The 14,052-nt window shown below is 38.1% G+C and carries 11 protein-coding genes and 1 pseudogene; 3 read left to right on the top strand and 9 right to left on the bottom strand.

Annotated elements, in window-relative coordinates:
- Positions 1-210: 210 nt before the first annotated feature.
- The 6 genes from tpx to HT693_RS02625 all read right to left on the bottom strand — a co-directional run bounded on the left by tpx (position 211) and on the right by HT693_RS02625 (position 6,429).
- Positions 211-702, bottom strand: a complete 492-nt coding sequence (tpx, locus tag HT693_RS02650; RefSeq protein ID WP_050253854.1) for a thiol peroxidase — start codon at positions 700-702, stop codon at positions 211-213.
- Between the two features lie 421 nt (positions 703-1,123).
- On the bottom strand, positions 1,124-2,053 hold the full coding sequence (gene psaA / locus HT693_RS02645; RefSeq protein ID WP_050253855.1) for a metal ABC transporter substrate-binding lipoprotein/adhesin PsaA: 930 nt from the start codon (positions 2,051-2,053) through the stop codon (positions 1,124-1,126).
- Between the two features lie 34 nt (positions 2,054-2,087).
- Positions 2,088-2,936, bottom strand: coding sequence for a metal ABC transporter permease (locus HT693_RS02640; protein WP_000559791.1), 849 nt, complete (start codon positions 2,934-2,936; stop codon positions 2,088-2,090).
- On the bottom strand, positions 2,933-3,655 hold the full coding sequence (locus HT693_RS02635; protein ID WP_000619152.1) for a metal ABC transporter ATP-binding protein: 723 nt from the start codon (positions 3,653-3,655) through the stop codon (positions 2,933-2,935). Before HT693_RS02635 ends, HT693_RS02640 begins: the two co-directional genes overlap by 4 nt.
- Positions 3,656-4,127: 472 nt before the next feature.
- Positions 4,128-5,321 carry an MFS transporter gene (locus HT693_RS02630; protein WP_001081491.1) on the bottom strand — a complete coding sequence of 398 codons (1,194 nt, stop codon included), beginning with the start codon at positions 5,319-5,321 and terminating at the stop codon, positions 4,128-4,130.
- A gap of 325 nt (positions 5,322-5,646) precedes the next feature.
- Positions 5,647-6,429, bottom strand: coding sequence for a ThiF family adenylyltransferase (locus tag HT693_RS02625; protein ID WP_230531986.1), 783 nt, complete (start codon positions 6,427-6,429; stop codon positions 5,647-5,649).
- 370 nt (positions 6,430-6,799) lie between these two features.
- Here HT693_RS02625 and pepO point away from each other — a divergent pair, with 370 nt between their 5' ends.
- From pepO to HT693_RS02610, 3 genes are all read left to right on the top strand, one after another.
- Positions 6,800-8,692 (top strand): endopeptidase PepO, encoded by a 1,893-nt coding sequence (gene pepO / locus HT693_RS02620; protein ID WP_023940430.1) that lies wholly within the window; start codon positions 6,800-6,802, stop codon positions 8,690-8,692.
- Between the two features lie 183 nt (positions 8,693-8,875).
- Positions 8,876-9,499: a recombinase family protein gene (locus tag HT693_RS02615; protein ID WP_000078994.1), complete on the top strand. Its 624-nt coding sequence runs from the start codon at positions 8,876-8,878 to the stop codon at positions 9,497-9,499.
- A 427-nt stretch (positions 9,500-9,926) separates the two neighbouring features.
- Positions 9,927-12,602, top strand: coding sequence for an LPXTG cell wall anchor domain-containing protein (locus tag HT693_RS02610; RefSeq protein WP_166730939.1), 2,676 nt, complete (start codon positions 9,927-9,929; stop codon positions 12,600-12,602).
- Positions 12,603-12,761: 159 nt separating this feature from the next.
- On the opposite strand, the gene HT693_RS11835 is transcribed toward HT693_RS02610, so the two are convergent.
- From HT693_RS11835 to HT693_RS12345, 3 genes and pseudogenes are all read right to left on the bottom strand, one after another.
- Entirely contained in the window at positions 12,762-12,932 is a 171-nt protein-coding gene (locus HT693_RS11835) for a hypothetical protein (protein ID WP_240152684.1), read from the bottom strand.
- A gap of 37 nt (positions 12,933-12,969) precedes the next feature.
- Complete coding sequence (locus tag HT693_RS02600; protein WP_172924782.1) at positions 12,970-13,599, bottom strand: MBL fold metallo-hydrolase; 630 nt, start codon at positions 13,597-13,599, stop codon at positions 12,970-12,972.
- Positions 13,600-13,725: 126 nt separating this feature from the next.
- A pseudogene (locus HT693_RS12345) lies at positions 13,726-13,985 on the bottom strand (hypothetical protein).
- Positions 13,986-14,052 lie beyond the last annotated feature (67 nt).

Here is a 14,052-nt window from a genome sequence, read left to right as displayed (position 1 = left end):
TACTCTTCGAAAATCTCTTCAAACCAGGTCAGCTTCCATTTGAAAACCCAAAACAGTGTTTTGAGTAGCCTGTGGCTAGAATCTTAGTTTACTCTTTGATATTCATTGAGCATAAGGTAGTTATTTTTAGCTGATTGAACTTGTATTTACTCGTAAACAAAAATCCTCCGTTTCAAAGAGTAGGGAACTCTTTGTGACAGAGGATTTTTTCTATAGGGTTTTAGCAGCTGCAATTGCGGCTTCGAAGTTTGGTTCAGAGTTGATATTGTCCACGTATTCAACATAGCGAATAGTGTTGTCAGTATCGAGGACAAAGACTGCGCGTGCCAATAGGTGCCACTCATTGATTAAGAGGGCATAGTCACGTCCAAAGGAATGGTCGAAATAGTCTGAGAGCATGATGGCATTTTCAATGCCTTCAGCACCACACCAACGTTTTTGGGCAAAAGGTAGGTCCATGGAAACAGTCAAGACAACCGTATTGTCCAGTCCAGCCAGTTCTTCATTAAAGCGACGCGTTTGAGTTGAGCAGATACCTGTATCGATAGAAGGCACGACACTCAAGACTTTTTTCTTGCCATCAAAATCAGCCAGAGATTTTTTAGAAAGGTCTGTTGTAGTGAGTGAAAAATCAAGCGCCTTGTCGCCGACTTGTAGTTGTTTACCTGTAAAGCTCACAGGATTTCCGAGAAAAGTTACCATAAGATACTCCAATCTTTTTTCTTCCATTTTAGCTGAAACGATCGAAATTTTCCAATGATTTGACCGGAAATGTGGGCATAGAAAAAACGCCAGCTCATGTGAGAATGACGTTTTTCAGATTTTTTATCTATTTGATATTTCTCGAAGGTAGTGCGGACGGGAGCAACTTCCTTCGGAATTTCATCCCTAATTTTTGAGCCCTAGGTCTCAAAAATTCCGTCCTAGATAAGATCAAAGTTCTTATCTAGGATACCACTACAGTGAGAAATATCTGGTAAAAACTCACTTCGTTCGTACTGATTTAAGAAATCTTTATTCTTATAAACGCTGTTTTGTAGCTAGAGATAGAACTAACAAAGCTAATATTAGAAGTAATGTAAAGAGAGACAAGAACCTAGTAATAGATAAACTAATATCTAGATTATTTTGCCAATCCTTCAGCAATCTTATCAAGGTTGTATTTCATCATGCTGTAGTAGCTGTCGCCTTCTTTACCTTGTTCTGCGATAGAGTCAGTAAAGATTTGTGCGTAGATTGGGATGTTTGTGTCTTGTGAAACAGTCTTCATTGGACGATCATCAACACTAGATTCTACAAAGAGTGAAGGAACTTTTGTTTGGCGAAGTTTTTCAACCAAGGTCTTGATTTGTTCAGGTGTTCCTTCTTCTTCAGTGTTGATTTCCCAGATGTAAGCACTTGGGACACCATAGGCTTTAGAGAAGTATTTGAATGCTCCTTCGCTGGTTACAATGAGTTTCTTTTCAGCAGGGATGTTATTAAATTTATCCTTACTTTCTTTATCAAGTTTGTCTAACTTATCAGTATATTCTTTGAGATTTTTTTCATAGAATTCTTTGTTGTTAGGGTCTTTGGCGCTCAATTGTTTGGCGATATTTTTAGCAAAGATAATCCCATTTTCAAGGTTGAGCCAAGCGTGTGGGTCTTCTTTACCTTTTTCATTTTTTCCTTCAAGGTAGATAACATCAACACCTTCACTGACTGCAAAGTAGTCTTTGTTTTCAGTTTTCTTAGCGTTTTCTACCAATTTGGTAAACCAAGCATTGCCACCTGTTTCAAGGTTGATACCGTTATAGAAAATGAGGTCTGCCTCAGAAGTTTTCTTAACATCTTCAGGAAGTGGTTCGTATTCGTGTGGGTCTTGCCCAATCGGAACGATACTATGAAGATCAATTTTGTCACCAGCAATATTTTTAGTAATATCAGCGATGATTGAGTTTGTAGCAACAACTTTTAGTTTTTGACCAGAAGCTGCATCTTTTTTTCCACTAGCACATGCTACAAGAGCAATGACGGAAAGAAAGAGAACGAGTAATGTACCTAATTTTTTCATTAGATCCTCCAATTTATTATTGGGGCTTTGCCCCTTATTTTAACAAATGTTTATTTTTTAGTTTCAAATATCGTTGTTTAGGAGAGATAAAGAAACTGATTAAGAAGAAGCTAGCAGCTGTAAGTACGATGCTAGAACCAGCTGCTAAGTTTAAACTATAGCCAATAAAGAGTCCCAAAACTGAAGCTGTAGCTCCAAAGGTTGAGGAAAGGAAAATCATACTTTTCAGGCTATTAGCATACAGATAAGCAGTTGCAGCTGGGGTAATCAGCATGGCTACAATCAGGATAGTTCCAACACTTTGCATGGCTGTCACAGACACGAGAGTCAGGAGTATCATGAGGAGGTAGTGATAGAAATTGACAGGCATTCCCATGGCTTTAGCCAGAAGTTCATCAAAGGAAGTGATCAAGAGTTGCTTGAAGAAAATCCAGATTAACAAGAGAATGACCGCCCCTACGCCCATAGTGATAAACATATCCGTATCTTGGACGGCTAGAATATTACCAAAAAGGATATGGAAAAGGTCAGTTGAACTTTTAGCGACACTAATCAAGATGATACCGAGGGCTAAGAAAGAAGAAAAGGTAATGCCGATGGCGGTATCGCTTTTGATAATCGAGTTCCCCTTGATGTAGGTAATGATGATAGCAGCTAGCAATCCAAAGACAATGGCTCCGATAAAGAAGTCAACTCCCAAGATAAAGGAGAGGGCTACACCTGGTAAGACAGCATGTGAAATAGCATCTCCCATGAGTGACATCCCACGTAGAATGATGAAACATCCTACAGCTCCAGCTACGACCCCGACGACAATAGCTGTTATCAAGGCATTTTGTAGGAAATGGAATTTTTGCAATCCATCGATAAATTCTGCAATCATAGGTCACCTCCATTGAAAAAGAGTCGATTACCGTAAGCTTCTTTGAGATTGGCTTCGGTAAAGGTTTCTTTGGTTGGACCAAAGGCAATCACTTCTCGATTGACAAGTAAGACTTGATCGAAGTAGTGGGGAACCTTGCTGAGGTCGTGGTGGACGATGAGAACCGTCTTCCCAGCTTTTTTCAGATCTCTCAGCGTATTCATGATGATTTCCTCACTGACAGAGTCAATCCCAACAAAGGGTTCATCCAAGAGGATATAGTCGGCTTCCTGTACCAAACATCTGGCAATCAAGACCCGCTGGAATTGACCTCCAGACAGTTGACTGATTTGCCGTTCAGCGTAGTCAGCTAGACCGACGATTTCAAGGGCTTCTTTCACTTTCTTCCAATGTTTAGCCTTTAAACTTCGAAAGAGAGGGATAGAGGGAAAGAGTCCTAACGAGACGCATTCCTTGACCTTGATGGGAAAGTTGTAGTCGATATTGATTTTTTGTTCGACATAGGCAATTCGGTGTAAGGATTTTTTAACTTCCTTGTTATCGAGAAATGCCTGACCTTGATGTGGGATAATTCCCAGCATCCCTTTTAATAATGTTGATTTTCCAGCACCGTTTGGACCAATGATACCTGTAATTGTCGGTCCATGGAGCACTAGTGAAATATCCTTAAGTGCCAACGTTTCTTTGTAGGAGACACTGAGGTTTTCGATACGTATCATAAACTTATATTCCTCCTGTCTCTTAATATACATTAAAAAAAAAATTAAGTCAAGTTAATTTTTGAAAAAATTAAAATAAGTCATTAAAAAATCTTTACACATCACACAAGGGAATCAATATATAGTGGATTGAATTTGGAATAGTCCACCGAGTTTTTTAAAACATTGTTAGAAATTCAAAGTAAATTATAAAAATGCCTTAGAAGCAGCATTGTACTACTCCAGCTCCAACTAACTCTATTTTGCTATATATTTAGTAGGATGTCTAATAAAACGCATAATCTCAAGGTTTATACACCTGATATTATGCGTTTTTATGATTTTAAAGATTCTTTAATTAGATTTACTATCTGTACTTCAAAAAGTGTTTTAATCCATCTATGGATAAGCCCTTAGTTTACTCTTTGATTTTTATTGAGTATGAGCGATTCTTTGATGAATTATTTTGAATCAGTATATCACACTTTAAACATCAATAGTTTTTACTTTTGGTTAATGGACTAAAGTAACTAAATCCCCCTGCAAGAAATCTTATAGTACCTGCTAATATTAGAATACTTATGATAGTTAAGTTATGTGAAACAAGTATCCCTCCAAGGTATGCTCCTAAGGGGATAGAAGCAAATGAGATCATTCTAGTAATACTAACAACACGTCCCAACATTTCTTTTTTGACAACTTTTTGTCGTAACGTAAAATATGTAATGGCATTGATATTGCCAAACATATTACTCAAACCTAAAAATACTCCCATATATATATAGTTTGTGTTAATTGATAGCAACATAGTAGATAGACCAGCTAGCATTGTACTGATGGAGAGGATTTTTCCATATCTAAACTTTTTAATTAATTCAGGGGCAAGAATAGCACCTAATATAGCTCCTACACCAGCTATTGAGAGTATTAATCCATAGTGAAAGGAGGTATAGCCTAGAACATCTGTAATATAGTAAACTAAGTTGGCCTGAAATATATGAATACCAAAGTTTGTTCCAAAAAAAAGAATAGCTCCACTTAGGATGATTTTATCATTTTTTACATAGTGCAAACCAATAGATATTGTTTTAGAAAGACTCTCTTTTTTAGAGATATTTACTAGTGTATTTTCTGGAGTTTTTATGCAGAGAATTAATAGGCTGGCAATTAAAAAGGTAAGAGCATTGACCCATAAAACTTTAGCTGGATTAATAAGTAATAGAACAGAACCACTAATCATAGGACCAATAAGATTTAATGTATTGTCAATAAGTTGGATTCCTGAATTGGCTTTTGATAGCTGATTGTCTGTTACAATCTGTGGTAACAAGCTTTGAAATGCTGGGTGGACTAATGGCTCTGTAGAGGAGAGCAGGAAGGTTAAAATATAAATTAAGAGTAAGAGTATATTATCATTTTTAAAAGATATTATTAGCAAACTTAGAATGACTAATGAGATTAAATGACATATTGAAATGATATATACTTTTTTGAATTTATCTGCTAATATACCTCCTACTAGAGAAAATAAAATCCATGGTAAAAATGAAATACCGTATAGAGTAGCCATATGAAATGGAGATCCTGTTTTCTCAAATACTAGCAAAGGTAGAGCTAATTTTCTTAGCCAATCACCAAAGTTGGATACAAGAAATGTTAGCCACAATATTTTGTAATTTCTATTCAATAATATTACCTCCACGACAGGTTATACAATTGGGATCTATATGCCAATGCTCGGCTATTTTTGTAGTCATTGTATTCATATCTATAGATTTTAATTGGCCTACAGTAGTTAATTCACCGATACCAGTGATATATTTTGTAACTTCTGAACAAATGATACCAGTTGCTACAGATACTAGAGGAGCTATGGCAGTATTGTCACCAACTAAATTTAAACGAGTTCTTTCTTCAAGGATTAGGTGAGAAATAGGGTGTTCTTTTTGGATAGTATTTCTCCAACAATCTATGCATCCAGATATTTTGGGGATAATAGTATATTGCAGGGCTCATTGCGCTTCTAAACCTGCACAAAATAAAGGAATATTCAGCTTTACTATAGCTTCATTTACCCATCTTGCTAGTTTGATTTTAGGTCTATCCGCAACTAGTATTAAGCAGTCGAATCCTCGGAATGATTCAACAACATCTTCAGATGAATTGATTTTCTTTTCCTCAACAGTAAATTTTATTTGAGGATTAAATTCATAGATGCGTTGTTTTGCTATACTTGCTTTACTCTTTCCTATATCATCAAAGTTATATAAAATTTGTCTATTTAAATTAGATATATCAACGACATCAAATTCAACAGCTTTTATTTCTCCTATACCTAAGCCAGCTAAGTCATATATAATGTGAGAGCCTAATCCGCCTAATCCAATAATTCCAATTTTTGAATCAATTAATTTTTTTTGAGAAATATATTTATTTTCACTTAAAGTTGCGTAAGATGAAAAAAAGTTGATGTTTCTGTGATAACGTTCTAATTCATACTTGGATAATATTTTAGAACCAGTAAGATTTAAATCCTCGATAAATCGTTCTTTACTGATTTCATCAATAGCTTCCATTACATCAGATGGTGATAGTTCACTGTAGGTTTCTGAAACTTCTCTTATGATTTTTTCGACGGTATTAATTCCATCCATTTTTTTGAGCATGTATTCAATAGCTCCGCTAGGGTCTTCATATTCTGTAATTTCTCCAACCCCACCTATATAGACCGATCCGTCTTTATATACTACTGGGTAAGCCTTTTTTAGTTTTGGACGAGCTTTTAGTAGATCCATTATATCTCTTTATATCAATTAAAAGAAAAGGTAACTAGAGAAAGTCTAGTTACCAGCCTCGGTGAAGAAAGTATTACTATCCTTCTACTGCGATTCCTGCAATACTTACAGAATGAACACGTTTTTGCTTAAGCATAAAATCTACCTCCTAATATTTAAATTTCAAGTAGCAAAGCTATGAGATAGATAGAATTTTATCATTTTATATATTTTTTGTCAATTCATTTTTCAGACAATTAATTTTTTTGTGAATTTTTAAAAAATTGAAATAATAACTGAAAAATGATAGAAAAGGAAAGTTCATTTTTAATTGCATTCCCTAGTGATTTTTGTTAAGATAAAGACAAATACAAATGAAAGAGAGAACAAGATGACACGTTATCAAGATGATTTTTATGATGCTATCAATGGAGAATGGCAACAGACAGCTGAAATCCCAGCAGATAAGTCTCAAACAGGAGGTTTTGTTGATTTAGATCAGGAAATTGAAGACTTGATGCTGGCGACAACAGACAAGTGGTTAGCAGGTGAAGAGGTGCCTGAGGATGCTATCTTGGCAAACTTTGTCAAATACCACCGCCTAGTTCGTGATTTTGACAAGAGAGAAGCTGACGGTATCACACCTGTCTTACCACTCCTTAAAGAATTCCAAGAGTTGGAGACTTTTGCGGATTTTACAGCTAAACTAGCAGAGTTTGAGCTTGCTGGAAAACCAAACTTCCTTCCTTTTGGTGTATCGCCAGACTTTATGGATGCTAGAATCAATGTTCTATGGGCTAGCGCTCCAAGCACAATCTTGCCAGATACGACCTACTATGCAGAAGAACATCCTCAGCGCGAAGAGCTCTTGACTCTTTGGAAAGAAACCAGTACAAATCTTCTCAAGGCTTATGATTTCTCTGGTGAAGAAATTGAAGACTTGATAGAGAAAAGACTAGAATTGGACCGCCGAATTGCAGCAGTTGTGCTTTCTAATGAAGAAAGTTCAGAATATGCCAAGCTCTACCACCCATATTCATATGAAGATTTCAAGAAATTTGCGCCTGCCCTACCTTTGGATGACTTTTTCCAAGCTGTTCTTGGACAAGTACCAGACAAGGTTATTGTAGACGAAGAACGTTTCTGGCAAGCAGCAGACCAATTCTATAGTGAAGAGGCTTGGCCTCTCCTCAAGGCAACCTTAATTTTAAGTGTTGTGAATCTCTCAACCAGCTATTTAACAGAAGAAATCCGTGTCTTGTCAGGTGCCTATAGCCGTGCGCTTTCAGGAGTTCCACAAGCTAAAGACAAGGTCAAGGCAGCTTATCAACTAGCACAAGGTCCTTTCAAACAAGCCTTGGGTCTTTGGTATGCCCATGAAAAATTCTCTCCAGAAGCTAAGGCAGACGTAGAGAAAAAAGTAGCAACTATGATTGATGTCTATAAGGAACGCTTGGCTAAAAATGACTGGCTGACTCCCGAAACTCGTGACAAGGCCATCGTCAAACTCAATGTTATCAAGCCTTACATCGGTTACCCAGAAGAATTGCCAGAACGCTATAAGGACAAGGTAGTGGATGAAACGGCTAGTCTTTTTGACAATGCTCTAGCTTTTGCGCGTGTGGAAATCAAACACAGTTGGAGCAAGTGGAACCAACCTGTTGACTACAAGGAATGGGGCATGCCTGCTCATATGGTCAATGCCTACTACAATCCACAGAAGAACCTGATTGTCTTTCCAGCAGCTATTTTACAAGCACCTTTCTATGACTTGCATCAGTCATCTTCTGCTAACTACGGGGGTATCGGGGCGGTTATTGCCCATGAAATTTCCCACGCCTTTGATACCAACGGAGCTTCCTTTGATGAAAATGGTAGCCTCAAGGATTGGTGGACAGAGAGCGACTATGCTGCCTTCAAGGAGAAAACACAAAAAGTTATTGACCAATTTGATGGACAGGATTCTTATGGAGCAACCATTAACGGTAAATTGACTGTGTCAGAAAACGTGGCTGACTTGGGAGGAATCGCTGCAGCGCTTGAAGCAGCTAGGAGAGAACCAGACTTCTCAGCAGAAGAATTCTTCTACAACTTCGGTCGCATCTGGCGCATGAAAGGTCGTCCAGAATTTATGAAACTCTTGGCTAGCGTCGATGTGCACGCGCCAGCCAAACTCCGTGTCAATGTACAAGTGCCAAACTTCGATGATTTCTTTACAACCTATGATGTCAAAGAAGGAGACGGTATGTGGCGTTCACCAGAAGAGCGCGTGATTATTTGGTAATACAAAGAGACAAGTAAAACTCCTATAATTACACCTTCCCTATCTATGTACACCCTAAAAAGTTAGATAGAATAATCTAGCTTTTGGGGTGTACATAGATAGGGATTATGAAATTGAAGTCTTTTCTTATTTTAAAATTCATAGTAAAATATCCCTCTGTATCAAGATAACAGGAGGATTTTTATGTCTCAAAAGACTATCAACATAGGCTACGCCCGTGTATCTACTCATAAGCAAGACCTAGGATTGAAAGTGCAAATCGAAGCTCTCAAACATTGCGATAAACTTTTTATAGAAAAGGAATCTGGTGCAAATAACACTCGTCCTGAACTTACAAAAGCCTTAAAACTGGCCTCTGACTTTTCGAAAGATGGCAAGCAGGTTACTTTCACTATCTATAAGTTAGATAGACTGACTCGATCTATGTTTAAGCTACTAGAACTTATTGAACAATTTAATGAATATCATATTCAGCTAGTCAGTTTGCATGAAAAACTAGAAACAGACTCTCTTATTGGCAGGTTACTTTGCGTCATTTTAGGCTTTGTGGCAGAAAATGAGCTGGAAAATCTGAGGTTTCGCACAAAAGAAGGACTTCGAAAAGCTAAGGAAAATGGTGTTAGATTAGGAGCAAAACGGATTTCAAAAGAAAAGGAGGAGCGGATACTTAACAAATATCTACATTCAAATATAAGCATACGTAATATTGCAAAAGCTGAACAAATTTCTACATCAACCCTATATAAAGTGTTAGAACGCAATAAAGTGGCGAACAATCGTCAAAAAAAAACGGAAAATCATTGCTAAAAATAGGGAAAAATGGTAGAATGAAGCTGTAAATTTGTTTCGATTAACGACCGTTTGATGAAACAGTCAAAACAACAATATGAATATTTAAAAAATACGAGTTTAACAGTGTTTTTAACCTGTATTAGACTGGTATTTTTTGTGTATCGTTTAACGGTCGTTACGCGATACACTTAGTTCCCTATCTCTAAAGTAGTTAGCGAGCTTATGGTAACAAAAAATTTAAAAATTATTAAGATATGTAATAGTGTAATAGCTGTATTGTTCAGTTAATGGATAAAGGTTCATTTAAGGCTTCTATCAAGAACATTAAATGTTTAGAGAATGAGTTGGCTCAAAATTTTGCTTTTGTGGTCTTGAAAGGAAGTTGATTTTGTTATTTTATAAGCCTAAAAAGGCAATTATACATTCCCAAGGAGGAAAAATTATGAATAAACTAACTAAACTAGGTATTGTCACTTTCTCTGCTGTAACTCTTAGTGCTGCCGTGCCAACTTTGGTGCGTGCCGAGGAAAACGTTGCGCCGCAGCCAAATGTTGCTGCTAAACCTAATGTTGCTCAACCAACACCTGCACCAAAACCTAATGGTAGCTGGGTTGATTTCAGTATGCTCGACCCAATCGCTAAGCCAAAGCCAGGCAAAGAAGTTTCGAAACCTGCTGAAAAGCCGGTAGAAGAGCCCGCGCCTGTCGAAAAACCTTCGACCGAGGGCAACATTCTCGCAAACGGAACAGATGAGGCTATCGCAGAGGACAAGAAAAATGCTGAGATCGAGAAAAAATACAACGTCGATCCAACCAATCAGCTACCTGAGCCAGGTCTACCAATCATAACGCCTGAACCAGAACAACCTATAACAGATTCTGAAGAGATGAAGAAGATGGTGGCGGAAGATTTGGCATACAAAGCTGGCGCAGTCATGTCTATGACTAAAGAAGAGAACGACAAGATTGTATCTGAAGCAAATCAAAAGCTTTACGCTCTTTCTGGAATAGATGCTGATAAACTTCTAAACACGCCAATTCCCGGAACAAATGGGCAAGGCTTTCCTACTTTAGCAGACTGGACTTATCGAGAATACAAAGTCCAAGCAGATTTCTTGGATGCTGATCGTGTCCAAAAATATGGATACACTACTGAATCCAGGATTGATAGTCCAGAACACGCAACAGTTAGATCATTACGGTTCGATACCGATAAAGATGATGCAGATGGAATACTAACAGCAAAAAAATTCTCCGACTACACTTTTAGCCACGTCGTAAAATCAGCTGCAGATCATCCAGATATCGACCCAGATCCAAAAGTTGTCAGAGTCAGTTATGATGCAGCTTATGCTTTGCGTGGTTCTGGCTACAAAAATGGTAAAGGAGATAATCTTTTTCGCTACTATTTTATTTATACTAAAAATAAACCAGTAGAAGAAAAACCAACACCTAAAGATCCGCAACCAGCGGAAACGGAAAAACCTGCTGAAATTTCGAAACCAGCGGAGACAGTTGAACCAACTGTGCAGCCGAAACCAGCTGAGAACAAGCCGGTTGAAAATAAACCAGCTGAAACACCCGTTCCATCTCCAAAACCAGCAGAAACCCCTCAACCAGAGGTTAAACCTGCAGAACAACCACAACCTGCTAAACCAGTGGAACCAGCCGAAAATACTGGATTGCCAAAGATTCCTTATCGTAACGACCAGCCAAAACGTTGGTTTAATAATGGAACAGGTCGTCCTACTCTAACAACAAACGACCTTGCTGCTCCACTTCCTGCTGAAAATGTAGAAAAAACCTCTTACGGTTGGTGGACAGCTGAACCAGACTTGCTTCATGCAGGCTCTCATATAAAAGTAAATACTTTTAATTCGAATTTCAATAATCCGATGTTCGAAAACGGTAAAGAGATAAAATTTAAAGGTAGCGGATTTGGAGATATGGACAGTAGGTTTAAACCTGCTCTTGTTCGAGTAAAAGTTCCAGAGTTGGAAGGAATGAACTACGAAGCTTATACAATCTTCTATGAAGTTCCTAATAAAAATGGAAATCCAACTTACGGAACAAATCGAACTCTCCAAGGTGGTGGCATCTCTTTAACTATCAAATCAAAAGAGAAGAAAGAAGATATTCAGGTTTATACATTAACTAAGGATAGAAAACTGGAAGAACTCTATTATCCAGGATTCCCAAGTGAAGAAACAAATCGCTATGATGAGAAAACTAAAACTCATTCATACAATCTATTTGGTGAAACCTACGATACTTACGTTTTCTTGTTTAAGAACCCTGCTGAAAAACCAGCTGAGCAAGTAAAACCTGAAGTTAAGCCAAGTGAACAACCTAAGCCAGACAAGCAACCAAGTGTTCCTACTGTTCCAGTTGATCAACCACAACCTGCTAAGCCAGAGAAACCAGCAGAAAAGCCAAGCGAGAAACCTGTAAATCCAGTTACACCAGTTGCTCCAATAACACCGACAACTCCCGTAACGCCTACGCTTAATCCAGCCATCCCAAACAATACTCGTGTTCTTTCGAACAAAGCTGGAAGCGTTCAAGTGCATGGTTCAGAAGCAACACTCAAAAATGTCAGCTATATCAAGGTAGAAGAAACCAAGCCGACTTCACTTGAATCAAAAGACTACAAGGCATTTGACATTCATCTATATGACGCGAATGGTAAAGCTATCCAGCCAAATGGCATGGTTCTAGTAAGTCTTTCTGCCGATAAGCCAGTTGAAAATGTTTACTATGTTGCTCCAGATGGTACTTTACAGGCATTGAAGTTCAAACAAGATACAGATAAGGTGACTTTTGAAACCAATCACTTCAGTATCTATGCTATGACTTTCAAAGTTGCCGCAAGCCGCAATAACGGAGGTAGTACAACTCCTGTTCCAGTTGTAAATAGTAGTAATACTGAACAAAAAGGAAATGACGCAAGTAGTACAAAAACTCAAGCTGAGTCGTTAGCAACTAAGACTGAAACTATTTCGAAACAAGTAGCTAAGACTTTGCCAAATACTGGAGAAAATCACTCAATTCTCGCCACCCTATTTGGAATGTTAACTCTAACTGCTGGATTATTTAGCTTTCGTAAGGAGTCAGAATAACTCCAATTCATAGTTTATCTATCAAATATTTTAGACTGTGAAAAAATCAATTTGAGGAGATGATTTAGAAAATCTTTTCATGATAAAACGCATAATATCAAATTATCTACATCTGATATTATGCGTTTTTTATAATTCTAATACTCTTCGAAAATCTCTTCAAACCACGTCAGCGTCGCCTTGCCGTAGATATGTGTTACTGACTTCGTCAGTTCTATCCACAACCTCAAAACAGTGTTTTGAGCTGACTTCGTCAGTTTTATCTGCAACCTCAAAGCTGTGCTTTGAGCAACCTGCGGCTAGTTTCCTAGTTTGCTCTTTGATTTTCATTGAGTATTAAATTGTGCTATCGATTGTCATCATCTTGCTAGAAAAAGGGATTGAAGGCCTTTTCGTGAGCGATAGTAGTAGCTGGACCATGTCCTGGATAGACATCGTAGTTTGGTAGGGTGAAGAGTTGGGTCTGGATACTATGAAGGAGTTGCTCTGTACTACCAGTCGGAAGATCCGTCCGTCCAATTGTTTCGCGGAACAGAGCATCTCCCGTCAAGACTAGGTGAGCATCAGGAAAGACTAGGGAAACACCACCGATAGAGTGCCCTGGGGTCGGTAGAACCTTAAAACGAAATTCCTCTAGTTGGTATTCTTTGTGAAAGACAAAGGTGTGTTCTGCAGGTTTTGTGACCACATCTGCCATATCATCGTGGCGAGGGAGACCGGAGAGATTATCGACAGGAGTGTAGAGCCAGCTGGCTTCGCTCTCTGCGATATAGACAGGAGGATTGCCAAACGTCTCGCGAACCAAGTCCAGACTCATGATATGGTCATAATGAGCGTGGGTCAATAGAATGGCACAGATCGGTTTGTTGAGGTTCTCGATTGTCTGACGAATGGCTTCCCATTGACTACCAGGATCTACAACGATGAGGTGTTTTTCACCTTCCAGGTAATAGGTGTTTTCATAGGCAACAGGATTCACAGTTTTATGGATTTTCATTTTATCTCCAATCTCAAAGAATGTACTAAATTAAGTATAGCACAGTTAGGGAGAATAGGTAAGGATTTAGAATGAACTTAAAAACCAGCATGACTAGATGAAGACAGGCTGGTTATCAATTTATCACTATTGGAAAGGTGTCAATTGCCCTCCATAGGTTGCATAAACTCCGTCATTAGCTTGTTTGATAGATGTGATGTTTAGAGTGCCACCGTAGTTGGCTTCTCGTTTGTCGCTATATTCACTATAAGTTATCCTATTTGGCAGGTTCTGGTCGTTAGCATAGTATTGAACGACTGTTTTTTATAGCTTTGCTGGCTGAATAGGAACAGGCAACTAGCTCCTAATACTAGGAGAGCAAAGATAGAAATAGCAGTTTTTTTCATAGGTGTTCTCCTTATAAACTAACGGATAAAAGAAAGTATCTTGAGGATTTTTATACTCTTCGAAAAT

It is taken from the genome of Streptococcus sp. 2154, assembly GCF_013277255.1.
GTDB classification, from domain to species: domain Bacteria; phylum Bacillota; class Bacilli; order Lactobacillales; family Streptococcaceae; genus Streptococcus; species Streptococcus pseudopneumoniae.
The sequence above is the reverse complement of the archived record's forward strand: the minus strand, read 5'-3'. Positions and strand labels throughout refer to the sequence as shown.